Genomic DNA, 22370 nt, shown 5'->3' with positions numbered 1-22370 from the left:
GGCCGTCCGCGCGGGCTCGCGGCCGGGCCGATAGACTCGGTCCGTGGTCCTCTTCTTCGAGCTTCTGCTGGTGGCCGTGTCCATCCTGATCGGATGGTTCGGCCTGTACGTCTTCTACCGGTTGTTCACCGAGTCATGAGCGAACTCGCGAGCGAGGGTCCGGATCCGGCCGAGCGAGCGAGTAACACGGAGAACGGCGCCCCGTCCGCCCGGCTCAGCGGCGACGAGGCCGTGGCAGGCGCGGTCGAGCGCGCCAAGTCGACCAGCGGCCGGAACATCCCGGCGCTGCCCGATCTCCCCTTGCCCGACGACACCGCGAACCTGCGCCTCGGCCCCGATCTCAACCCGGCCATGCTGGCGCTGCTCCCGATGGTCGGCGTGTGGCGCGGCGAGGGCGAGGGCAACGAGCCGGACCGCGGGGACTACCGGTTCGGCCAGCAGATCGTGGTCTCGCACGACGGCGGCGAGTACCTGGCCTGGGAGTCCCGCTCCTGGTTCATCGAGGCGGACGGCGGCTACGGCGGCCCGGATCTGCGCGAGACCGGCTTCTGGCGGGTCGGGGTGGACGGCAAGGACGAGGTCATCGAGCTGCTGCTCACGCACAGCAACGGCATCGTCGAGCTCTTCTACGGCCACGCGCTCACCCAGTCCTCCTGGGAGCTCGCCACCGACGTGGTGATCCGCAGCCAGTCCGGCATCGTCGTAGGCGGCGCCAAGCGGCTCTATGGCATCGTCGAGGGTGGGGACCTGGCCTACGTCGAGGAGCGGGTCGTCGCCGACGGTCCACTGCAGCCCCGGCTCTCCGCCCGGCTCCAGCGCTACGTCGGCTGACTCAGCTCCGCCTGCCCACGTCGGTCAGGTCGATGTCGACCGGGAACGGCGCGGAGGTGCGCAGGCGGTCGTGGAAGATTCCGGCCGGGCTGTAGCGGTCGGTCGCCGGGTCGATCTCGTAGAGGTAGGCGACGGCGTCGGAGCCACGGCGCTCGATCCGCCAGTAGTGCGGGATGCCTGCCCTGGCATACTTGACCGGTTTGGTGTCGCGGTCGCGCTCCTCCGAGTCGGGTGAGACCGCTTCTACGGCGAGTACGACGTCGGCCGCGAAGTAATGGGTGGAGGGTGCCTCGCGCTCGTAGGCGTCGGCGGTGACGACCACCACGTCCGGCTCCGGCATCTGTCTGGTGCCGAGCTTCACCGTCATTTCGCGGTCCGCGCGCCACTCCGGCGGCGCTTGGCGGTCCAGCTCCCGCAGGAATCGGGATACGACACGGCTGTGCCACTTCTCCTGCGGGCTCACGAAGATGAGGCTCCCGTCGATCAGCTCGGTGTGCCGTGGCAGTCCGTCGAGCCGCACAAAATCCTCGACGGTGAATCCGCCGGGCGGCGGGATCACCCAGTCGGGCAGCGGGTCGACGGTCATGGCACAAGCTTAACGGCGGGGTCCGGAAAAGGGACGACCCCCGAGCTGTGCGGTGCCGACTGGGTCGGTGCCGCTCCCGGACGGACTGGCCGGGGGCTCGGGGGCCGGGTGACTGCCTGGAATTCGCTCGCGCGCAACGCGGTCGGGAATTCCCGCAGCGGTGGCGCTAGCTGACAGCCACCTCACGTGTCCTGGAACTATGCATTCTCGGAACCACCTCCTCTCTCGTGTACTCACGAATTTAGTAGCGGTTCAGGAAACCGGCAACGCATTTTCGCCGAGGGCGGACAGGTGCAGGACGAGGTCGGCTCGGTGGGTGTCCGGCAACTGGTGGGTTACCACGACGACGGTGCGGTCGGGGGCGACCAGGCCGTCGTCCGGGTCGAGCAGGCGGCGGAGGAGGGCGGCGCCCGCCTCGGCCTCCAGGTGCTCGGTGGGTTCGTCGAGGAGCAGGACGTCGGCGGGGGCGAGCAGGGCCCGGGCGAGCAGGAGGCGGCGGCGTTGGCCGCCGGAGACGGCTGCGGCGCCGGCGGTGAGGACGGTGTCCAGGCCGTCGGGGAGGGTGTCGAGCCAGTCGCCGAGGCCGACGGCGCGCAGTGCGTCGGTGGCTTCTTCCTCGGTGCTGTCGCCGCGGGCGACGCGGAGGTTCTCCAGGATCGAGGTGCCGAAGAGGTGGGCGTCCTCGGCGAAGAAGGTGGTGCCCGGTTCCGGGGTGCCGAAGAGCCCTGCCCAGTGCATGAGCAGGGTGGTCTTGCCCGCGCCGCTGGGGCCGACGACGGCGATTCGCCGCGCCCCCCTCGGGCGCTCGGGGAAGCGCGCGTTAGGGGCGGCAACCGCCGCGCCCGGGGCAGAACGCGCTGAGTCGAGTTCGGTCGCAGGCAGGTCGCCGGTCTGCCGCGCGGGGGCGGCTTCGGCGGCGGGAACGGCGCCGGTCTGCCGCGCGAGGGCGGGTTCGGTCGTGGGCACGGCGCTGCCCTGCCGCTCGGGGTCGAGGGCGCGGAGGCGGTGCAGTGCGGCGCGGCCGGTGGTGAGCGCCTGCGCGGCGGCGGGGAGCGCGGCCACCGCCTCGAAGGCGGAGAGCGGGATCAGGACCAGCATGGCGAGCGCCATCGGGCTCATTCCGGCGGTGGTGCCGCCGGTGGGGCCGTAGATCGCCAGCCCGGTGAGCAGGGCGCCGAGCACGCTGACGCCGATGCTCGCGGGCAGCGCGGCGGCGGCCCACGCGCTGCGCGCGGCGGCGCGGTCCTCGGCGGCGACGGCACGGGTACTCGCAGCTTCGGCCGCCGCCATGGCTTCGCCGAGCCTGCCCGCGACCCGGAGTTCGGCGGCGTGGTCGAGCACAGTGACGGCGCGGGCGGTGAACTCGGCGCGGTCGGCGCGCACGGCCCGCTCGGCGTCGGCGGCCGCGGTCGCGGAGAGCCAGGGCGCGAACAGCGCGGAGACCAGCAGCGCCGCCGCCAGGACCAGCGCGGCGGGCGGGGCGAGCAGGGCCAGCAGCAGCACGGCGGCGAGCGAGAGCACCAGCGCGACCGCGCACGGCACGATGGCGCGGACCACGACGGCGCCCAGGTCGTCGATATCGGCGCCGATCCGCACCAGCAGGTCGCCGCGGCGCAGCACGGTGGCGTCGGCACGGTCGTCGCGGTGCAGCACGGTGGCATCCGCACGGCCGTCGCGGCACAGCACGGCGGAATCCGCACGGTCATCGCGGCGCAGCACGGGGGTGTCGGCGCGGCCGTCGCGGCGCGGCACAGGGGTGTCGGCGCGGTCGCGGCGGCGGAGCCAGGCGGTGGAGCTCGCGAGGGTGCGGTAGGTGGCGGTGCGGGCGGTGGTCTGCGCCCGCAGCGCGACATCGTGCGTGGCGAGCCGCTCAAGGTAGCGGCAGAGGCCGCGGGAGATGCCGAGCGCGCGGACCGCGACCACGGCGACGGTGAGGTCGAGCACCGGCGGCATCTGCCAGGCCCTGGCGATGAGCCACGCCGCCAGCGCGGCGAGCGCGAGGCCGCTGCCGAGCGCGAGCACGCCCCAGGTGATGGCGAGAGCGAGCCGCCACGGGTTCCAGGCGAGGAGTTCGCGCAGGTCGCGCAGGTCGGTCCGGAGCCGCCGCAGGGCGCCCGCCCGCTCGTCGGATCCGGCGATCACCGGACCACCTCCTCGACCCGCGCAGCGACCTCCACCACGACATCGCCCGCGGCGAGCACCGACTCCCGGTGCCCGACCAGCACGACGGTCGCCCCCGCCGCGGCCCGCTCGCGAAGGGCGGCGAGCACAGCGGCCTCGCTCTCGGCGTCGAGGTGCGCGGTTGGCTCGTCGAGCAGCAGCACGGGCCGGTCCGCGGAGAGCACCCTGGTCAGCGCGAGCCGCTGCCGCTGCCCGAGCGAGAGCCCGGCCCCGCCGGTACCGACGACGGTGTCCCACCCGTTCGGCAGCTCGTCCAGCACCGCGTCGAAACCGGTTGCGGCACAGGCAGCTTCGAGGTCCACGGGGTGCGCCCCGAGCAGCTCCAGGTTCTCCCGGAGGGTGCCGGGCACCAGCACCGGCCGCTGCGGCAGCCAGGCCACCCGGGCCCACCACCGCTCGGGGTCGAGCGCGGAGACATCGGCCCCGTCCACCGTCACCCGCCCGGAGTCCGGCTCACAGAGGCCGAGGATCGCCTGCAGCGCGGTCGACTTCCCGCAGCCGTTCGGCCCGGTCAGCACCGTCACCACCCCCGGCCGCAGGACGGCCGAGAGCGCGAACGGCGCCGCGCCGGAGCGCCCCTCGACGGTGAGCGCGGAGAGCTCGAGCACCGCGGGCCCGGACCCGCGGACGGCACCACCGGCGGTCCCGGCGCCGGGTCCGAGCACCGCGAAGGCCCGGTCCGCCGCCGCCATCCCGTCCTGCGCGGCGTGGAACCGCTCCCCCACCGTGCGCAGCGGCAGGTACACCTCCGGCGCCAGGATCAGCGCCACCAACCCGGCGTACAGCCCCATCTCGCCGAAGACCAGCCGCAACCCGATGGAGACCGCCACCAGCGCGACGCTGAGCGTGGCCAGCACCTCGAGCACCGCCGAGGAGAGGAAGGCGATGCGCAGGGTCCGCATGGTCCGCACCCGCAGCGCCTCGCCGAGCTCGGCCACCTGCCCGGCCATGCTGCGCGCCCCGCCCTCCCGGCCCAGCGCGCGCAGCGTCGGCATCCCGGCGAACAGGTCGAGCACCTGGTCGGAGAGGCGGGTGGTCGCCACCAGCGTTGCCGCCGCCCTGCCCTGGGTGAGCAGCCCGACGAGCACCATGAAGACCGGGATGAGCGGCAGCGTGACCAGCACGATCGCCCCGGAGACCGGGTCGTGCAGCGCGATCACCGCCAGCAGGATCGGCGGGACGAGCACGGCGAGCAGCAGCGCGGGCAGGTACCCGGTGAGGTACCCGCGTAACCCGGCGAGCCCGGTCCCCACTACCACCGCGATCTCGGTGCGCCGCCGCTCCAGCTCGCGCGGCGGCAGCGCGGCGCCCGCGGCGAGCACCCCCCGCTCCAGCTCGGCGACGACGCTCGCCCCGGCCCGGTGCGCCAGCCTGGATTGCCACCAGGTGACGACGGCCCGCCCGGCGAGCGCGGCGACCAACGCGAGCAGCTCGGGCGTCCACGCCCCGACGGTGCGCGCCGCGGGGTCGGTGATGACCCCGGCCAGCACCCGGGCCAGCGCCACCGCGGTGACCACGATGGCGACCGTGGTGAGCACCGAGAAGACCACGGTCAGCGCGAGGTACGGCCGCGCCGAGCGGGCGTGCCGCCACAGCCGGGGATCGATCGGCGCGCGACGGGCCATCGTCAGTCCGCCGATGCCCGGAGCGGCAGCCCGATGTGCGGCGGGATCTGCTCGACGGTGATGCGCTTGCGGAACACCCAGTAGGTCCAGCCCTGGTAGAGCAGCACCACCGGGGTCACCGCGAGCGCCGCCCAGCTCAGGATCTTCAGCGTGTACGGCGTCGAGGAGGCGTTCTGCACGGTGAGCGACCACGCCGGGTCGAGGGTGGAGGGCAGCACGTCCGGGAAGAGCGAGCCGAAGAGCAGCGCGGTGGCCGCCGCGATGGCGAACGTCGTTCCGGTGAAGGCGATCCCGTCCCGGTGCGCCAGGTTCGCGGCGGCGCTGCCGACCAGCCCGGCGACCGCGATCCCGAGCGGGATCCAGGTCCAGTCCGCGCCGTACGCGAGCTGGGTCCAGAGCCCGAAGCCGCCGACGATCAGCGCGGTGGGAACGAGCAGCAGCCTGGCCACCCGCTGCGCGTCCGCGCGCACCTCGCCGCCGGTCTTGAGGACCAGGAAGGTGGCGCCGTGCAGCGCGAAGAGCACGCCGGTGCTGAGCGCGCCGAGCAGCGCGTACGGGCTGAGCAGGTCGAGGAGGGAGCCGGTGACCTGCTTGTCCGCGTCCAGCGGGACACCGCGCACCACATTCGCGAAGAGCCAGCCCCAGACCAGCGCGGGCACCCACGAGCCGAAGGCGATGCCGAGGTCGCAGCGGCGTCGCCAGACCGGGTCGTCGATCTTGCCGCGGAACTCGATGGCGCAGATCCGCAGGATCAGCGCCACCAGCACCAGCAGCAGCGCGAAGTAGAGCCCGGAGAACAGGCTGGCGTACCACTCCGGGAAGGCGGCGAAGAGCGCGCCGACCGCAGTGATCAGCCAGACCTCGTTGCCGTCCCAGACCGGGCCGATGGTGTTCAGCACCACCCGGCGCCTGGTGTCCGAGCGCCTGCCCAGCGGGTGCATGAGCATGCCGACCCCGAAGTCGAACCCCTCGAGCACGAAGTAGCCGGTGAAGAGCACACCGATCAGAACGAACCAGAACTCCTGCAGATCCATCGTCGGCTCCTAGTAGGCGAAGGACAGCGTGCGGACGGGATCGTCCTCGTCCTCGGCAGACTCGTCGTCGTCCCGCGGCGGTTTCGGCTGCTCCGGCCCGACCGCGGCGTAGCGGCGCATGAGGTAGAACCACACCACCGCCAGCGCGGCGTAGAGCAGGGTGAAGATGGTCAGCGAGATCCAGACGGTGCTCGCCGGGTGGTCGGAGACGCCCTGCTGCACCGTGAGCCGCAGGTTGGGGTCGCCGGTCGGGTTCGGCACGACCACCCAGGGCTGCCGCCCCATCTCGGTGAAGACCCAGCCGGAGGCGTTGGCCAGGAAGGGCGTCGGGATGGCGGCCAGGCTGAGCCAGCCGAACCAGCGCTGGTGCGGCACCCGCCCGCCCCTGGTGAGCCAGAGCCCGACCACGCAGAGCAGCGCCGACCCGGCAGCGAGCCCGATCATGGCCCGGAACGCCCAGTAGGTGACGAAGAGGTTGGGCCGGTAGTCGCCGGGCCCGAACTGGTCGACGTAGGACTGCTGCAGGTCGACGACGCCCTGCAGCGTGACGCCGGTGAAGTGCCCCTCGGCCAGCCAGGGCAGCACGAACGGCACCTCGATCACGTGCGTGACGCTGTCGCAGTTGTTGTGCGTGCCGACGGTGAGCACCGAGAAGTCCGGGTCGGTCTCGGTGTGGCACAGCGACTCCGCGGAGGCCATCTTCATCGGCTGCTGCTGGAACATGAGCTTGCCCTGCACGTCACCGGTGTAGATCAGCGCGACCCCGGCGAGCGCGACCACCACCAGCGCGGCCCGGGAGACCGGGCGCCAGAGCGTGCGCGCCTCCGCGAGCCGCGCCGGGTCGCCGCTGCGCGCGTTGCGCACCATCCACCAGCCGCCGATGCCCGCGACGAAGGTGCCCGCGGTGAGGAACGACCCCGCCACCACGTGCGGGAAGGCGGCCAGCGCGGTGTTGTTGGTGAGCAGCTCGACGATGCTGGTGAGCTCGGCGCGGCCGGTCTCCGGGTTGTACCTGGCGCCGACCGGGTGCTGCATGAAGGAGTTGGCCGCGATGATGAAGTACGCGGAGGCGTTCACGCCGATCGCCACCAGCCAGATGGTGGCCAGGTGCACGAGCTTCGGCAGCCTGCTCCAGCCGAAGATCCACAGCCCGAGGAACGTCGACTCCATGAAGAAGGCGACCAGCCCCTCCAGGGCCAGCGGCGCGCCGAAGACGTCGCCGACGAAGCGGGAGTACTCGCTCCAGTTCAGCCCGAACTGGAATTCCTGCACGATGCCGGTGGCGACGCCGAGCGCGAAGTTGATCAGGAAGAGCTTCCCGAAGAACTTGGTCAGCCGGTACCAGTGCTCCTTGCCGGTGATCACCCACGCCGTCTGCATCCCGGCTACCAGCGGCGCGAGCCCGATGGTGAGCGGTACGAAGAGGAAGTGGTAGACGGTGGTGATCCCGAACTGCCACCGAGACACGTCCAGCGCGCTCACCGCATCCTCCTACCAGCCGATTCGTCTACGACACTCCGTAGTAAGGCTACGTCGGAATCCGCAGCGCACAACGATCGTGACGGGAATCGAGGTCAAGGTCACGCAGCGCGGCCGGTCGAGCTCATCGGCATCCCGATTCGGACACCGACGCAAAGGGTCACCAGTCGCCGATGGCCCCCGCCCGCGCGACCCCGCGGTCGACCAGCTCGATGATCTCGTCGGCATTGTCGGCCGCCATCAGCCGGATGCCGTCCAGCTGGGCGACGCGCGCCGCGAGCGTGATGCTGGAGAGCAGCCAGATGCTGTCGCAGACGAAGAGGTCGGCGGTCCAGAGCGGCTCGTACTTGCACTCCCACCCGGCCTTGCGGGCCTCGTTGAAGAGCGCCCGCTGGGTGACGCCGGGCAGCACGCCGTTCTTCGCGGGCGGGGTGATCAGCGTCTTGTCCCGCGCGATCACGATGGTCGAGCGCGGCCCCTCCAGCACCCGGTTCTCGGTGCTGGTGAAGATGACGTCGTCGGCGCCCTGCCGGTGCGCGAAGCGCAGCGCGGCCATATTGGTGGCGTAGGAGAGCGTCTTGGCGCCGAGCAGCTGCCACGGCGCCGTCTGGGCCAGGTCGATGGAGATGCCACGGACCAGGCTCACCACCTTGACGCCCTCGGTGCGGGCCCGCTCCACCCGCGCCGGGACCGGGCTCACGGTGACGAAGGCGGTCGGGGCCGGGACGGCGGCGGCGAGCTCGCCGGAGGTCACCGAATCCGGCACCTCGGCGAATTCGCTCTCCCGGCCGCGGGTCAGCACCAGGCGCAGCACGCCCTCCTCCGCGCTGCCCCATTCCTTGGCGGCCACCTCGGCCGCCTGCCGCCACCGGCTCAACTCCGGCTCGGGTAGCTCGAGCGCCTGGGCGGAGCGGCGCAACCTACCCAGGTGGAACTCGATCGCACACGGGCTGCCGTCCCGCACCAGCACCGTTTCGAAGACACCGTCGCCGCGCAGAACTCCGATGTCGTCGGCAAACAACAACGGCGCGTCCGCATCCTGGACCGCGCCGTCGAGTGTCACAAGAACTCGATCCGCCATGGGTTAGGAGCGTAGGCAATTCGGGCAGGTAATGCCTACGGTGCGGAAGAGTTGGTCGTCCCTATCGGCGCGTGTCGCCAACACTTTTGATGATTTCGTGATAGCCGCAGGACATTCATTGTCGTGTCCTCTTTTCGGACCGGCCCGAATCACCTGATCGGCGGGTGCCACGTACAGTGGATTTGTGGTTCCTGTGCCTAGTCCTCTTCTCGGTGCTCCCGGAGCCGTCGCGGGGGTCCCCGGTTCCCCGGATGCCGCGGTCGCCTGGCACTACGGCGACCCGTTCGGCGAGCAGCGGGCCGCGGCCAGGCGGGTGGCGATCGTGGATCGCTCGCATCGCGCGGTCGGCACCATCACCGGTAGGGAACGGCTGACCTGGCTGCACACCATCACCAGTCAGCACGTGGCCGGGCTGGCCGACGGCGAGTCGGCGGAGAACCTGGACCTGGACCTCAACGGCCGGGTGCAGCACCACTTCGTGCTCACCGAGCTGGCCGAGACGGTCTGGTTCGACACCGAGGCCGAGCGCGGCCCCGACCTGCTCGGCTTCCTGACCAAGATGGTCTTCTGGGCCGACGCGCAGCCGAAGGACGCCGCCGACCACGCCGTGCTCACCCTGCTCGGCCCCGAGGTGGAGTCGCTCACCGGCGCGCTCGGCATCGCCGAGCTGCCCGCGCTGTACCGCGCGGTGCCGCTGCCCGGCGGCGGCTTCCTGCGCCGCATGCCGTGGCCCGGCGAGTACTCCTACGACCTGGTGATCCCGCGCGCGCAGCTGACCGAGCGGTGGGCCGCGCTCACCGCGGCGGGCGCCGTCCCCGCGGGGATGTGGGCCTTCGAGGCGCTGCGCGTCGAGGCGCTGCGCCCGCGGCTCGGCCTCGACACCGACGACCGGACCATCCCGCACGAGGCGCGCTGGATCGGCGGCGTCGCCGAGGCGGGCGCGGTGCACCTGGAGAAGGGCTGCTACCGCGGCCAGGAGACCGTGGCCCGGGTGCACAACCTGGGCAAACCTCCGCGCAACCTGGTGCTGCTGCACCTGGACGGCTCCGCCGACGAGCGCCCGACCCCAGGCACCGACGTCACCGCCGACGGCCGCACCGTCGGCAGGCTCGGCACCGTCGTCGACCACTTCGAGCTCGGCCCGATCGCGCTCGCCCTGGTGAAGCGGGCCGTCCCGGCGACGACCCCGCTGGTGGCGGGGCCCGCGGCGGCCGCCATCGACCCCGACTCGGTGCCGACCGACGACCGCCCGCAGGCGGGCAGGCTCGCCGTCGACCGGCTGCGCGGGCGTTGATGCGCAGCGGTGACACCGGCCGCGTGCTCGCGGTCTGCGTGGTGCACGCGGAGCTGGAGGTGCCCGGCCGGGTCGGGCGCAGCGCCATCGACAAACGGCCGGTCGAGGGGCGGGTCGAGGTGCACCCGCTGGCGCTCGCGGGCGACCACGTCTGCAACACCGAGCACCACGGCGGGCTGAACCAGGCCGTCTACGCCTACGCCGACCACGACGCACGCCGCTGGGAGCAGGAGCTGGGGCGGGTGCTGCCGCACGGCTGGTTCGGCGAGAACCTGCGGGTGGACGGGCTCCCGCTCTCGGACGCGGTGCTCGGCGCCCGGCTCCGGGTGGGGAGCACGCTGCTGGAGGTGAGCGCGCCGCGGGTGCCGTGCGCGACCTTCCAGCACTGGTCCGGCGAGCGGCAGTGGGTGAAGCGGTTCGCCCTGCGCAGCGATACCGGGTGCTACTTCCGGGTGCTGGAACCGGGCACCGTCGGCGCGGGCGACGAGGTGCTGGTCGAGTACCTGCCCGAGCACGGGATCACCGTCCGCGACGTCTTCACCGGCACCGATCCGGAGCGGCTGGCCCGGCTGCTCGAGGTGGAGCCGACCGTCTCGGACGACATCCGCATGCAGGTCGATCGGCACCTGCGCAGGCACGGGAACGCTCGGGAGGCCACCGGGATGAGCGAGTCAGGCCCGGAGGCGGGAGCGGAGCGTAGCCACGGAGGGCCCTCGCTCATCCCGCAGGAGGACACCGCGTGAGTGTCGAGTTGGTGGAGGTGGTGCGGTCCGGGTTCCGCGAGTGCGTGCACCGCGGGTCGGCGGTGCTGCTCGGGCCGGACGGCGAGATCGAGCTGGAGCTCGGCGCGGTGCACGGCCCCATCTACCCGCGCTCGACCAACAAGCCGCTGCAGGCGCTCGCCCTGCTGCGCAGCGGCTTCACCCCGGCCGACGACGCCGAACTCGCGATAGCCATCGCCTCCCACCACGGCGAACCGGACCACGTCGCGGCCGTCCGCCGCCTGCTGGACCGGAACGGCTTCACCGAGGACGACCTGGCGTGCCCGCCCGACCTCCCGCTCGGCGAACTCCCCCGCGCCCGGCTGCTGGCCGCGGGCGACGAACCGGCCAGGATCCTGATGAACTGCTCCGGCAAACACGCGGCCATGCTCGCCACCTGCGCCGTCAACTCCTGGCCGACCAGCGGTTACTCGGACGCGGCGCACCCGCTGCAGCGGGCGGTCGCCGAGACCATCGCCGACGTCACCGGCGAGCCCGAGACCGACCTCGGCATCGACGGCTGCGGGGTGCCGATCGTCCCGGTCGCGCTGGCGAACCTGGCCCGTGCCTTCGCCACGCTGGTCACCGCCGCCCCGGCTACCCCGGAACGGCGCGTCGCGGAGGCGATTCGCGCCCATCCGCGAGTGATTTCCGGCACCAATGCCCCCGACCTGCTCCTGATGTCCGAGGTCCCCGGCCTGGTCTGCAAGATCGGCGCGGACGGCGTGCACGCGGGCGCGCTCCCGGACGGCCGGGCCTTCGCCTACAAGGTCGACGACGGCGCCGAACGGGCGCGGATGCCGCTGACGCTGGCGATTCTGCGCCGTCTCGGCGTGGCCTGGACCGATCGGCTCGCGGAGCTGGCGGCCCCGCCGATTCTCGGCGGCGGCGCCAGGGTCGGCGTCGTCCGCGCGGTCCCCGGAGTGCTCTAGCCGACGGCGGCCGCGGCGACGGCGGGGCAAACGGCGGGCGGCGCGGGAATCTTCGCCGACTCGTGGGAGCGCGGCGGCCTGACACACGCTAAAGTGTCTGTCAGGAAGAGTATTAATTCGAACGGGGCCGCCAACAAACCCCAGGCCGCCCCGCATTGACGCGAGGGGGTCAGCCATGGGCCGTGGCCGGGCTAAGGCAAAGCAGACCAAGGTCGCACGCGAGCTGAAGTACAGCTCGCCATCGACCGACTTCGCGAGCCTTCAGCGAGAGCTCTCGAACGGCACCGATCTGCATCACCACCGACCCAACGGTGGTGGCGTGCTGTCCGATGAGCACGACGCGGACGAATCCTTGTCCCGCTGGAACAGCGAGGACGACGACTACGACGACTGGCGCCGCTGACCGTACCGACGCGAAGGGGGAGGCCGACGGGCCTCCCCCTTAACCGCGTTCGGGCAGGGTCACGGTGCCATTTCGGTGGCTCGCACCGGTTGGCCCGCATCCCAGGATGCGGGCCACGCCGTTCTCCGACCGATTCGGTCAGGATCTAGAAGCGCGGGTGCTCGCCGACCAGCACCGCCCGCGGCGCGTCGGCATCCTTGCTGCGGCTCACCGAACCCAGTGTCCAGCAGTCGATGTGCCGCGCGGTGAGCACGGCCAGCGCCCGGTCCACATCCTCGGGGGCGACCACCGCGACCATGCCGACGCCCATGTTGAACGTCTTCTCCATCTCCGGCCGCTCCACCCGGCCGCGCTGCGCGATCATCTTGAAGACCGGCGCGGGCGTCCAGGAGCCGCGGTCCAGCTCGGCCACCATGCCCTGCGGCAGCACCCGGCCCAGGTTGGCCGCGAGCCCGCCGCCGGTGACGTGCGCGAAGGTGCGCACATCGGTCTCGGCGACCAGCGCGAGGCAGTCCTTGGCGTAGATCCGGGTCGGCTCCAGCAACTCCTCGCCGAGCGTCCGGCCGAACTCCTCGACATGCCCGGTCAGGCTCATCCGGTCGATCTCCAGCAGCACCTTGCGGGCCAGGCTGTAGCCGTTGGAGTGCAGCCCCGACGCGCCCATGGCGATCACCACGTCGCCGGAGCGCACCCGCTCGGGGCCGAGCACCGCGTCCGCCTCGACCACGCCGACGCCGGTCGCGGAGAGGTCGTAGTCGTCCGGGTCCATCAGGCCGGGGTGCTCCGCGGTCTCGCCGCCGAGCAGCGCGCAGCCCGCCTTCACGCAGCCGTCGGCGATACCGGAGACCAGCTCGGCGACGCGCTCCGGGACGACCTTGCCGACCGCGATGTAGTCCTGCAGGAACAGCGGCTCGGCACCGCAGACCACCAGGTCGTCGACGACCATGGCGACCAGGTCCAGCCCGACGGTGTCGTGCTTGTCCAGCGCCTGCGCGACCGCCAGCTTGGTGCCGACGCCGTCCGTCGAGGCGGCCAACAGCGGCTCTTTGTACCCGCCCTTCAGCGCGAACAACCCGGCGAAGCCACCGAGCCCGCCCTGCACCTCGGGGCGGCTCGCCTTCTTCGCCAATGGCCCGAACAATTCGACGGCGCGGTCACCGGCTTCGATGTCCACACCGGCCGCGGCATACGAAGCACCGTTACCACTGGGGGTCTGTTCAGTCATTTTCGGGAAGAGCTCCAAACCGAATCGGCGGATAGATGCCAGCTCACGCTACCGGAGCGGAATAACGGGCACGCAGCGGTACCGCACCCCGGTCCGTCACCGGCGCACCGCCCGACCGGTCGGTCAGGGCCTGCTCAGCGCGCTCGCGTTCGCGTTCTCCCGGAGCAGCGCGGCCTCCGGCTGTCCGCTCAGCATGCCCTCCAGCAGGTTCTTGCCGATGGCGGCCTCGTGCGGCAGCGGGATCGGGTAGTCGCCGTCGAAGCAGGCGCTGCAGAGCCTGCTGCGCGGCTGCTCGGTGGCGGCGATCATGCCGTCCAGCGAGATGTAGCCGAGGGTGTCGGCGCCGATCGAGCGGCGCACCCCCTCGACCATGTCGCGGAAGACCTCGGAGCCGGGGTCGGTGGCGCCTTCGGCGCCGTCCGGCAGCCCGGCGCCGTTGGCGATGAGCTCGGCCCTGGAGGCGAAGTCGATGCCGTAGAAGCACGGCCACTTGACCGGCGGCGAGGCGATCCGCACGTGGATCTCCAGCGCCCCCGCCTCGCGCAGCATGCGGATGAGCGCGCGCTGGGTGTTGCCGCGGACGATGGAGTCGTCCACCACGATCAGCCGCTTACCGCGGATCACCTCGCGCAGCGGGTTCAGCTTGAGCCGGATGCCGAGCTGGCGGATGGTCTGGCTGGGCTGGATGAAGGTGCGGCCGACGTAGGCGTTCTTCATCAGCCCCTGGCCGTACGGCACCCCGGAGCCCTGCGCGTAGCCGACCGCGGCCGGCGTGCCCGACTCCGGCACCGGGATCACCAGGTCGGCCTCGACCGGGTGCTCCTTCGCCAGCCTGCGGCCGATGTCGACCCGGGTGGAGTGCACCGAGCGGCCCGCGATGGTGGAGTCCGGCCTGGCCAGGTAGACGTACTCGAAAACGCAGCCCTTGGGCTCAGGCGCGGCGAAGCGCATGGAGCGCACGCCGTCGGCGTCGATGGCGAGCAGCTCGCCCGGCTCGATCTCGCGGACGAAGGCGGCGCCGACGATGTCCAGTGCGGCGGTCTCGCTGGCGACCACCCAGCCGCGCTCCAGCCTGCCGAGCACCAGCGGGCGCACGCCGTGCGGGTCGCGGGCGGCGTAGAGGGTGTGCTCGTCCATGAAGGTCAGGCAGAAGGCGCCGCGCAGCGTCGGCAGCAGCTCCATGGCGGCCTGCTCGATGCTGGAGTCGGCGGCGGCGTGCGCGAGCAGCGCCGTCATCACGTCCGAGTCGGAGGTGGCGGCGATCGGCGCGGGCTTGCTGTCGCCCGCCGGGCGGCGGCCGATCAGCCCCTGCGCCCTGGCGCGCTCGTTCAGCTCGGCGGTGTTGACCAGGTTGCCGTTGTGCCCGAGCGCGAGCCCGGAGCCGACGGCGGTGGTGCGGAAGATCGGCTGCGCGTTCTCCCAGGTGGTGGAGCCGGTGGTGGAGTACCGGCAGTGCCCGATGGCGACGTGGCCCGGCATGGCGGCCAGCGTCTGCTCGTCGAAGACCTGGCTGACCAGGCCGAGATCCTTGAAGACCAGGATCTGCTGCCCGTCCGAGACGGCAATCCCGGCCGCCTCCTGCCCCCGGTGCTGCAGGGCGTAGAGGCCGTAGTAGCTCAGCTTCGCGACGTCCTCGCTCGGTGCCCAGACACCGAACACGCCACATTCCTCGCGCGGCTCGTTCTCGTCCTGATCAGCGGCGACGCCGAGCGGCGCGACCGGGATAGGGGTGGATAGATCGCTGTCGACCGGAAAGTCGGCGTTGGTCACCGTTCGCTCCCTGTTCGGGCGGGCTGGGGGCGACCGCTATTCTACGGCCAACCCCGGTGGTGACCAGCCCCGGTCGGCGGCGCGCTGTGTGCCCCGGCACGATCACCGGGGGACGGCCGGTTACACCTGTTACCGTGCTGCGGTGACCACGCCTGACCAGCCCGGTACGCCGGAAGACCCCGCCCGAACAGGCAATTCGGCCGATTCGGTCAGTGTCGGCGCGAGCCGGGGCAGCACGCCGCGGAACCTGCTCGGCTGGGCCAGGATGACCGGCGCCCCTGTGGTGGTACTCACGTTGCTCACGGCGCTGCTCGGCGTGATGTACCTCGGCTACGTCGCCGACCCGGAGGAGAACCTGCACGACTTCCCGATCGCCCTGGTGAACCAGGACCTCGGCGACGTGCTCGACACCGGCGGCGGGCAGCGGCAGGTGAACTTCGGGAACCAGGTGACCGACGGGGTGCTCGCCGCGATCCCCGCCGACAAGGTCGAGCTGCACGTCGTCGGGATCAGCGAGGCCGAGCGGCTGCTGCAGACCGGCCAGGTGTACGGCGCCGTCGTCATCCCCAGCGACTTCAGCAAATCGATCGGCATCCTCGGTATCGGCAGCGTGGTCCCCGGCGACATCCAGCAGCCGATCGTGACCGTGCAGACCAACCCACGCGCGGGCGCCTACAGCACCCAGGTGGTGCTGCGGATCGCCGACGAGATGCTGGCCAGGGTGAACGAGCAGGTCGGGCAACAGCTCACCGAGCAGGTGGAGGCGCAGCTGGCGGCGAGCCCGCCCGGCGCGCCCGCGACCGAGCTGAGCGGGGCCGCCAGGGTGGCGCTGCGCGAGCCGATCGACGTGCTGGTGCAGCAGTACCACCCGCTGCCGAACGGCACCGGCCAGGGGCTCACCGCGTTCTTCTACGCGCTGCTCCTGCTGCTCGCGGGCGTGGTCGGCGCCATGGTCATCCACACCATGGTCGATGCCCAGCTCGGCTTCGTGCCCACCGAGTACGGCCCCTGGTATGTGCACTACCCGCCGACCCCGATCTCCCGGTTCCGGACCGTGCTGCTCAAGTGGGGCGTGATGGTGGGCGCCGCGGCCATCGTCTCCGGGGTCTTCCTGCTCACCTCGCACCTGCTCGGGCTGCCGCTGAGCCACGGCCTCGCGCTCTTCCTCTACAGCTGGCTGGCGATCGCGGCGGTCGGCATCACCGGCATCTCCATGCTGGCGGCGATCGGCTCGGCCGGGCTGCTGGCCAACCTGATCCTGTTCGTCGTGCTCGGGCTGCCCTCCTCCGGCGGGACGGTGCCGATCGAGGCGACGCCGCCGTACTTCGCCTGGCTGGCCACCTTCGAGCCGATGCACCAGGTGTTCCTGGCGATCCGCTCGATCCTGTACTTCGACGCCAGCGGGCCCGCCGGGCTCACCCGCGGGGTGTGGATGACCATCCTGGGGCTCACCATCGGGTTGGTCTTCGGCGCGGTGGTGACCCGGTTCTACGACCGCAAGGGGCTGCACCGGAAGAACGTGCTGGACCGGGGCTGAGTCAGAGCCGGATGACCGGCAGCCAGTGCGCCACCTCGGCGGCCCGGTTGCCGGAGGCGGTGACCGCGCCGGATTCGGCCGCGGCGGCGAAGGTGAGCAGGCCGGTGGCGAGCAGGAGCCAGGTGCGCGGGTCGGTCTCGACCACATTGGGCGGGGTGCCGCGGGTGTGCCTTGGGCCCTCGATGCACTGCACCGCGACGAAGGGCGGCACCCTGACCTCGACCGAGTGCCCCGGCGCGGCCTGGGCCAGCGTGCGGGCGGTAGCGCGGACGGCGGCGCCGAGCCGGGCGCGGGCCGGGGGCTGCGCTTCCTCGTCGAGCAGCCACGCGTGCACCGCCGCGGTGGCGGCGCGCAGCTCGTTCGGGTCGACGGTGGAGCGTCCTGGCACGTCGCGAGGTTACCGGGCGAGGCGGGGCGCGACGGCGCCGCCCGCGTTGAGCGCGTAGTGCAGCAGGGCCGGGGCCGTCGCGCTGCCACTTTTCCTGCGGAGTGCGCCGAAGACGAGCCCCGCCGCGGCGGTGGCGGCGACGGTGGGCAGGACCGGGTCGCCCGCGGCGCGGGCCGGGCGGAGGTGCCAGAGGCCGAAGGCGAGGGCGGTCAGCGGGGTGCCCGCGATGTCGTCGAGGGTGCCCCGGAAGATCAGCTCCTCGCTGTAGACGGTGCCGAGCGGGATGTGCACGCCGATCCACTCCGCGACGGAGACCCCAGGCGCTCGGTCCGGAGCGGCGGCCAGCGCCTTCCTCGCGGGCGGAACGGCCAGCGCGGCGCCGTAACCTGCGAGCACCGCAGCGGCTGCGGCGAGCCCGAGCCGCCATCCGCTCGCCGCACCCCACCGCGGCTCCCCCGCGAAGACCCGCGCGTAGCCCGTCGCGAAGGCGACATTGGCAGCCGTCCGCCCGCGAATCCCGAGCGCCAACCGCGGCAACACCGCGTTGTGCCACATCAGCGGTACCGCCGCGGCGGCCAATACCCGCCCGGTATCCGGGAGCGAACGCGGCCGGGCTCGGCCGCCGATCAGCGCGGCTCCGCGATACTTTCCGGTTCGCGCGGTGCCGCTCACTTGGTGGCCCGCTCGAACTCTTCGGCCGCTTCCAATTGGATCCGCACGTCCTCGGCGAGCTCCGCATTCCACCCCGGCGGGGCGGCGACGGCGGCCCAGCCGTCGATCACCAGGTCCCCGTAGCGGTGCCCGTGCCCGTCGGTGACGCCCTGCGCATTGGTGAGATCGGCGGCGACCTGCCAGAAGGTGACGAAGGGGTACCAGCGCATCTGGGTGGAGACGTCCGAGCCGCGCGGCTCGGAGAGCCAGTCCGGCTGCGAGAAGATCAGGTCGGTCGACCACCAGACGATGGGGTCGGAGGCGTGCTGCAGGTAGGCGATCCTCGGGGTCCGCCACTCGGTGTCCGGCCTGGCCAGGTCGGCCCGCTCGGCCGCGAACCGGACCACGAGCCCGTCCGCGTACACCGGCTGCACCTCCCGCGACCCGGGATCGCGCCGGGTGACGAACTGCTTCCACAGCCGGTTCGAGTTCGGCGGCCCCACCCAGAGCGCCCCGTCCACCTGCGCGCGCAGGTCGGCCAGCCCGTCGAAGGCCTCCTCCGACCCCTGCGACCCCAGGCTCTCGCCGTAGACCAGCAACTTCGGCCGCGCCTCGCGCGGCAGCTCCGACCAGCGCTCGTACACCGCGTCGAAGAGGTCGCGCCCGGCGCCCGCCGCCTTGCTCCGGTCGGCCAGGAAGGAGAGCACGCTGGGCAGGTACGAGTACTGGGTGGCGACGATGGCGCTGTCCCCGCCGTACATGTACTCGATGGCGCCCGCGGCCGTCGAGTTCACCCAGCCGGTGCCGGTCGTGGTCACCAGCACCAGCACCCTGCGCTCGAAGGCGCCGGTGCGCTCCAGCTCGGCGACGGCGAGCTCGGCCCCGGTCCGGTCGCCCGCCCGCGACTCCAGCCCGACGTAGGCGCGGATCGGCTCCATCGCCTGCCGCCCGGTGACGGCGGCGATCCGGCTCCGGCTCGGCCCGTGCGAGACGAACCAGCGCCCCTCGAAGCCGAGGGTGTCCCACTCGGCCAGCGAGTCCGGGCTGCCGGAGCGCTCCGGCAGCACCGGCTGCACGGCGTAGCTGGAGGTGTCGTCGTTGCGCACCTTGAACGCCTCGTTCGCCACCGCGAAGAAGGCCCGGCTGGCGACGCCGTTGAAGATCGTGACCACCGCGATCACCAGGACCAGCAGCCCGGCGGCGGGCGCCAGCTCGCGCGGCACCCGGACCCAGCGGTTCAGCTGGCGGGCCAGCACGACGACGACGGCGCGCACGGTCCGGTAGACGGCGACCACCGCCACCCCGACCGCGACGCTGAGCAGCCCGGTCCGCAGGTACGCCGGGGTCTCGGTGCCGACCGAGCCCATGAGCGCGCTGATCTCGCGCTGCCAGCGCGCCGACTGCACCAACATGAAGCCCGCGCCGAGCGCCGCCGTGACCAGCACCGCGGACTTCACTGCGTACCGGACCCAGGTGGGTGGCTCCGGCACCCGCCCGCGTAGTCGCGGCAGTATCCAGAGCCGGAAGAGCCACTCCAGCACACACCCGACCCCGTACCCCAGCGCGGCGTTGATCCCCGAGACCAACCCCTGGAACAGCCAGTCCCGCGGCACCAGCGACGGCGTCACCGAGAGCGCGAAGAAGAGCGTCGCCACCACCAGCCCGGCGTAGTTGAGATCGATGATGATCTCCAGGTGCCGGATGACGATCAACACCCGCCTGCGCAGGCGGGTGAGGCGCGGGGTGGCCTCCAGCACGGCGCGCCTCAGCCGACCGGCGCCGCGGCGACGGCCGCGGGGGACTGGGCGGAAGTCACCGGACCAGTATGGCGGGCAGCGCGGACATCCTCCGGTGGCGGCTCGCGGCGAACGCGTCACACCCCGGCGCGGTCCGGTGCTCCGGCGCCCGCCGGGCCCGCCCGCAGGCAACTACTCGGGGCCGCTCGAGTAGTTGCACGCAGGTGCCGGGCCCGCCCGCGCCGGAGACTCGATTCCCATGAGCACTCCCACCGCACAGTCGAAGACGACCTCGGCCTACGTGGCGCAGGCAGCGATCGCGTTCGGCGTCAGCTTGATCGGGGCGGGCGTCGGCATCCTCTACCTACCGCTGGACGTGTGGCAGCGCGGCTTCCTGGCGATGTCGGTGCTGTTCCTGGTGACCAGCTCCTTCACCCTCGCCAAGGTGGTCCGGGATCGGCAGGAAGCGGCCTGATCAGGCCAGGGCGCCGAAGAGCCGGGGCAGGGTGCCCTCGAAGGCCGCCCGCAGCTCGGTGAGCGGCACCGAGAACTGCCCCTGCACCTCCACCGAGTCGGAGCCCTGGTCCACCACGCCGATGCGCACCGCGGGCAGCCCGCGGGCCTCGCACATCTTGCTGAACCGGGTCTCCTCGGAGCGCGGAACGGCGACCAGCACCCGGCCCGCGGACTCGGAGAAGAGCGTGACGAACGGGTCGGCGCCCTCCGGCAGCAGCACTCGGCAGCCGGTCTCGCCCGCCAGCGCGGCCTCGACGACGGTCTGGATCAGCCCGCCCTCGGAGAGGTCGTGCGCGGCGCTGATCATGCCGTCCCGCGAGCCCGCGGTGAGCACCTCGGCCAGCAGCTGCTCGCGCGCGAAGTCGACCTGCGGCGGGACCCCGCCCAGGTGGTCGTGCACGACCTGGGACCAGATCGAGCCGTCGAACTCGTCGCGGGTCTCGCCGAGCAGGATCAGCGTCTCCCCCGGCTCGGTGCCGAGCCCGGTGGGGATGCGCCGGTGCACGTCGTCGATGACGCCGAGCACGCCGACCACCGGGGTCGGCAGGATGGCGTCCTGCCCGGTCTGGTTGTAGAAGCTGACATTGCCGCCGGTCACCGGGATGCCGAGCGCGACGCAGCCGTCCGCGAGCCCGCGCACGGCCTGCTGGAACTGCCACATGACGCCGGGGTCCTCGGGCGAGCCGAAGTTCAGGCAGTTGGTGACGGCCTTCGGGGTGGCGCCGGTGGCGGCCACGTTGCGGAACGCCTCGGCCAGCGCCAGCTGCGCGCCGGTGTACGGGTCGAGCTTGGTGTAGCGGCCGGAGGCGTCGGTGGCGAGCGCGATGCCGCGGCCGCTGGTCTCGTCGATCCGGATGACGCCCGCGTCGGCGTGCTCGGCGAGCACGGTGTTGCCGCGCACGTAGCGGTCGTACTGCTCGGTGATCCACCGGCGGCTGCACAGCTGCGGGCTGGCCAGCAGGGTGAGCAGGGTGGCGCGCAGCTCGTCCGGGGTGCCTGGCCGGGCCAGCCGGTCGGTGCCGTCGGCGATCAGCGCGTCCTGGTAGTCCGGGCGCGCGACCGGGCGCTCGTAGACCGGGCCCTCGTGCGCGACGGTGCGCGGCGGGACGTCGACCACGGTCTCGCCGTGCCACGTGACGATGAGCCGGTCGCCGTCGGTGACCTCGCCGATCACCGTGGCCAGCACGTCCCACTTGCGGCAGACGGCCATGAAGGCGTCCACGTTCTCCGGGGTCACCACCGCGCACATGCGCTCCTGGGACTCGCTGGAGAGCACCTCGGCCGGGGTCATGTCGGCCGCGCGCAGCGGCACCCGGTCCAGCTCGACCCGCATGCCGCCGTCGCCCGCCGCCGCGAGTTCCGAGGTGGCGCAGGCCAGCCCGGCGCCGCCGAGGTCCTGGATGCCGACCACCAGCTTCGCCGAGTACAGCTCGAGGCAGCACTCGATGAGCACCTTCTCGGTGAACGGGTCGCCGACCTGCACGCTCGGCAGCTTCTTGCGGCCCGCGCCGGACTCGTCGCCGGAGAAGGTGTCCGAGGCGAGCACCGAGACGCCGCCGATGCCGTCCAGCCCGGTGCGCGCGCCGAACAGAATGATCTTGTTCCCGGTGCCGGAGGCGAAGGCCAGGTGCAGGTCCTCCACCCGCATGACGCCCGCGCAGAGCGCATTCACCAGCGGATTGCCCTGGTACGAGGCGTCGAAGACGGTCTCGCCGCCGACATTCGGCAGCCCGAGCGAGTTGCCGTAGCCGCCGACCCCGCGCACGACGCCGTCCACCACGCGCCTGGTGTCCGCGGCGTCCGCGGCGCCGAAGCGCAGCTGGTCCATCACCGCGATCGGGCGCGCGCCCATGGCCATGATGTCGCGCACGATGCCGCCGACGCCGGTGGCCGCGCCCTGGTAGGGCTCCACGTAGGAGGGGTGGTTGTGGCTCTCCACCTTGAAGGTGACCGCCCAGCCGTCGCCGATGTCGACGACGCCCGCGTTCTCGCCGATGCCCGCCAGCATGGAGGCGCGCATCTCGTCGGTGGTGGTCTGGCCGAAGTAGCGCAGGTGCACCTTGGAGGACTTGTACGAGCAGTGCTCGCTCCACATCACCGAGTACATGGCGAGTTCCGCGTCGGTGGGGCGCCTGCCGAGGATCTCCCTGATGCGGGCGTACTCGTCGTCCTTGAGCCCGAGTTCGGTGTAGGGCTGCGCGGTGTCCGGGGTTGCTGCGGCTGCGCTGACGGTGTCGACCTGCGAAGTCACGGGAGTACCAGGGTCCTTTCGGGCCGAGTTCGCGATGCGAGGAATCGACTGCGAGTTTAGCCGTGGTCCGAACCGGGAATCGCACCCGC

18 protein-coding genes and 1 pseudogene are annotated in these 22370 nt (G+C 72.3%); 7 read left to right on the top strand and 12 right to left on the bottom strand.

Going from position 1 to position 22370, the window contains the following annotated elements; translation table 11 throughout:
* The first annotated feature begins 135 nt into the window (after positions 1 to 135).
* Entirely contained in the window at positions 136 to 831 is a 696-nt protein-coding gene (locus ACFUUZ_RS08120; protein WP_378693787.1) for an FABP family protein, read from the top strand.
* Position 832: 1 nt separating this feature from the next.
* On the opposite strand, the gene ACFUUZ_RS08115 is transcribed toward ACFUUZ_RS08120, so the two are convergent.
* From ACFUUZ_RS08115 to ACFUUZ_RS08090, 6 genes are all read right to left on the bottom strand, one after another.
* On the bottom strand, positions 833 to 1417 hold the full coding sequence (locus tag ACFUUZ_RS08115) for a Uma2 family endonuclease (RefSeq protein WP_378693785.1): 585 nt from the start codon (positions 1415 to 1417) through the stop codon (positions 833 to 835).
* 252 nt (positions 1418 to 1669) lie between these two features.
* Positions 1670 to 3559, bottom strand: coding sequence for a thiol reductant ABC exporter subunit CydC (gene cydC / locus ACFUUZ_RS08110; RefSeq protein ID WP_378693784.1), 1890 nt, complete (start codon positions 3557 to 3559; stop codon positions 1670 to 1672).
* Positions 3556 to 5223 (bottom strand): thiol reductant ABC exporter subunit CydD, encoded by a 1668-nt coding sequence (gene cydD, locus ACFUUZ_RS08105; RefSeq protein ID WP_378693782.1) that lies wholly within the window; start codon positions 5221 to 5223, stop codon positions 3556 to 3558. Before cydD ends, cydC begins: the two co-directional genes overlap by 4 nt.
* A gap of 2 nt (positions 5224 to 5225) precedes the next feature.
* Complete coding sequence (gene cydB, locus ACFUUZ_RS08100; RefSeq protein ID WP_378693781.1) at positions 5226 to 6257, bottom strand: cytochrome d ubiquinol oxidase subunit II; 1032 nt, start codon at positions 6255 to 6257, stop codon at positions 5226 to 5228.
* Between the two features lie 9 nt (positions 6258 to 6266).
* Positions 6267 to 7739: a cytochrome ubiquinol oxidase subunit I gene (locus ACFUUZ_RS08095; RefSeq protein ID WP_378693780.1), complete on the bottom strand. Its 1473-nt coding sequence runs from the start codon at positions 7737 to 7739 to the stop codon at positions 6267 to 6269.
* A gap of 157 nt (positions 7740 to 7896) precedes the next feature.
* On the bottom strand, positions 7897 to 8817 hold the full coding sequence (locus ACFUUZ_RS08090; protein WP_378693779.1) for an aminodeoxychorismate lyase: 921 nt from the start codon (positions 8815 to 8817) through the stop codon (positions 7897 to 7899).
* A gap of 184 nt (positions 8818 to 9001) precedes the next feature.
* On the opposite strand from ACFUUZ_RS08090, the gene ACFUUZ_RS08085 reads away from it, so the two are divergent.
* The 4 genes from ACFUUZ_RS08085 to ACFUUZ_RS08070 all read left to right on the top strand — a co-directional run bounded on the left by ACFUUZ_RS08085 (position 9002) and on the right by ACFUUZ_RS08070 (position 12207).
* Positions 9002 to 10111 carry a YgfZ/GcvT domain-containing protein gene (locus ACFUUZ_RS08085; protein ID WP_378693778.1) on the top strand — a complete coding sequence of 370 codons (1110 nt, stop codon included), beginning with the start codon at positions 9002 to 9004 and terminating at the stop codon, positions 10109 to 10111.
* On the top strand, positions 10111 to 10854 hold the full coding sequence (locus ACFUUZ_RS08080) for an MOSC domain-containing protein (RefSeq protein ID WP_378693776.1): 744 nt from the start codon (positions 10111 to 10113) through the stop codon (positions 10852 to 10854). Before ACFUUZ_RS08085 ends, ACFUUZ_RS08080 begins: the two co-directional genes overlap by 1 nt.
* The gene (locus ACFUUZ_RS08075) at positions 10851 to 11804 is read left to right on the top strand and encodes an asparaginase (protein ID WP_378693774.1); all 954 of its coding nucleotides are present in this window, start codon (positions 10851 to 10853) and stop codon (positions 11802 to 11804) included. The genes ACFUUZ_RS08080 and ACFUUZ_RS08075 overlap by 4 nt, the downstream gene beginning before the upstream one ends.
* 175 nt (positions 11805 to 11979) lie before the next feature.
* Positions 11980 to 12207: a DUF3073 domain-containing protein gene (locus ACFUUZ_RS08070; RefSeq protein WP_378693772.1), complete on the top strand. Its 228-nt coding sequence runs from the start codon at positions 11980 to 11982 to the stop codon at positions 12205 to 12207.
* A gap of 145 nt (positions 12208 to 12352) precedes the next feature.
* On the opposite strand, the gene purM is transcribed toward ACFUUZ_RS08070, so the two are convergent.
* Entirely contained in the window at positions 12353 to 13432 is a 1080-nt protein-coding gene (gene purM, locus ACFUUZ_RS08065) for a phosphoribosylformylglycinamidine cyclo-ligase (RefSeq protein ID WP_378693770.1), read from the bottom strand.
* A gap of 123 nt (positions 13433 to 13555) precedes the next feature.
* Positions 13556 to 15202 (bottom strand): amidophosphoribosyltransferase, encoded by a 1647-nt coding sequence (purF, locus tag ACFUUZ_RS08060; RefSeq protein WP_378693768.1) that lies wholly within the window; start codon positions 15200 to 15202, stop codon positions 13556 to 13558.
* Positions 15203 to 15467: 265 nt separating this feature from the next.
* Between purF and ACFUUZ_RS08055 the strand changes: the two genes are divergently transcribed.
* Positions 15468 to 16739 carry a YhgE/Pip domain-containing protein gene (locus tag ACFUUZ_RS08055; protein ID WP_378693926.1) on the top strand — a complete coding sequence of 424 codons (1272 nt, stop codon included), beginning with the start codon at positions 15468 to 15470 and terminating at the stop codon, positions 16737 to 16739.
* Between the two features lies 1 nt (position 16740).
* On the opposite strand, the gene ACFUUZ_RS08050 is transcribed toward ACFUUZ_RS08055, so the two are convergent.
* The 3 genes from ACFUUZ_RS08050 to ACFUUZ_RS08040 form a co-directional block, all read right to left on the bottom strand.
* Positions 16741 to 17127, bottom strand: a complete 387-nt coding sequence (locus tag ACFUUZ_RS08050; protein WP_378693766.1) for a sterol carrier family protein — start codon at positions 17125 to 17127, stop codon at positions 16741 to 16743.
* Positions 17128 to 17136: 9 nt separating this feature from the next.
* Positions 17137 to 17682: a CPBP family intramembrane glutamic endopeptidase gene (locus ACFUUZ_RS08045; protein WP_378693764.1), complete on the bottom strand. Its 546-nt coding sequence runs from the start codon at positions 17680 to 17682 to the stop codon at positions 17137 to 17139.
* A 113-nt stretch (positions 17683 to 17795) separates the two neighbouring features.
* On the bottom strand, positions 17796 to 19535 hold the full coding sequence (locus ACFUUZ_RS08040) for an alpha/beta hydrolase (protein ID WP_378693762.1): 1740 nt from the start codon (positions 19533 to 19535) through the stop codon (positions 17796 to 17798).
* 238 nt (positions 19536 to 19773) lie between these two features.
* Between ACFUUZ_RS08040 and ACFUUZ_RS08035 the strand changes: the two are divergent.
* Positions 19774 to 19983 (top strand): annotated as a pseudogene (locus ACFUUZ_RS08035) (YiaA/YiaB family inner membrane protein); the annotation flags it as partial.
* Between the two features lie 6 nt (positions 19984 to 19989).
* Here the strand turns inward: ACFUUZ_RS08035 and purL are convergent.
* Positions 19990 to 22281, bottom strand: coding sequence for a phosphoribosylformylglycinamidine synthase subunit PurL (gene purL, locus ACFUUZ_RS08030; RefSeq protein WP_378693760.1), 2292 nt, complete (start codon positions 22279 to 22281; stop codon positions 19990 to 19992).
* Positions 22282 to 22370: the final 89 nt, after the last annotated feature.

The sequence above is a fragment of the Nocardia sp. NPDC057353 genome (assembly GCF_042667085.1).
Classification (GTDB): domain Bacteria; phylum Actinomycetota; class Actinomycetes; order Mycobacteriales; family Mycobacteriaceae; genus Nocardia.
Note: the sequence above shows the minus strand (reverse complement) of the source record. Positions and strands in the feature narration are given on the sequence as shown.

Excerpts from the sequence above, each read along its gene's own strand:
- ACFUUZ_RS08090 (WP_378693779.1), bottom strand. The coding sequence starts at position 8,817 with ATGGCGGATCGAGTTCTTGTGACACTCGACGGCGCGGTCCAGGATGCG.
- ACFUUZ_RS08080 (WP_378693776.1), top strand. The coding sequence starts at position 10,111 with ATGCGCAGCGGTGACACCGGCCGCGTGCTCGCGGTCTGCGTGGTGCAC.
- ACFUUZ_RS08055 (WP_378693926.1), top strand. The coding sequence starts at position 15,468 with ATGACCGGCGCCCCTGTGGTGGTACTCACGTTGCTCACGGCGCTGCTC.
- purM (WP_378693770.1), bottom strand. The coding sequence starts at position 13,432 with ATGACTGAACAGACCCCCAGTGGTAACGGTGCTTCGTATGCCGCGGCC.
- ACFUUZ_RS08120 (WP_378693787.1), top strand. The coding sequence starts at position 136 with ATGAGCGAACTCGCGAGCGAGGGTCCGGATCCGGCCGAGCGAGCGAGT.
- cydD (WP_378693782.1), bottom strand. The coding sequence starts at position 5,223 with ATGGCCCGTCGCGCGCCGATCGATCCCCGGCTGTGGCGGCACGCCCGC.
- ACFUUZ_RS08115 (WP_378693785.1), bottom strand. The coding sequence starts at position 1,417 with ATGACCGTCGACCCGCTGCCCGACTGGGTGATCCCGCCGCCCGGCGGA.
- cydB (WP_378693781.1), bottom strand. The coding sequence starts at position 6,257 with ATGGATCTGCAGGAGTTCTGGTTCGTTCTGATCGGTGTGCTCTTCACC.
- ACFUUZ_RS08045 (WP_378693764.1), bottom strand. The coding sequence starts at position 17,682 with ATGTGGCACAACGCGGTGTTGCCGCGGTTGGCGCTCGGGATTCGCGGG.
- ACFUUZ_RS08070 (WP_378693772.1), top strand. The coding sequence starts at position 11,980 with ATGGGCCGTGGCCGGGCTAAGGCAAAGCAGACCAAGGTCGCACGCGAG.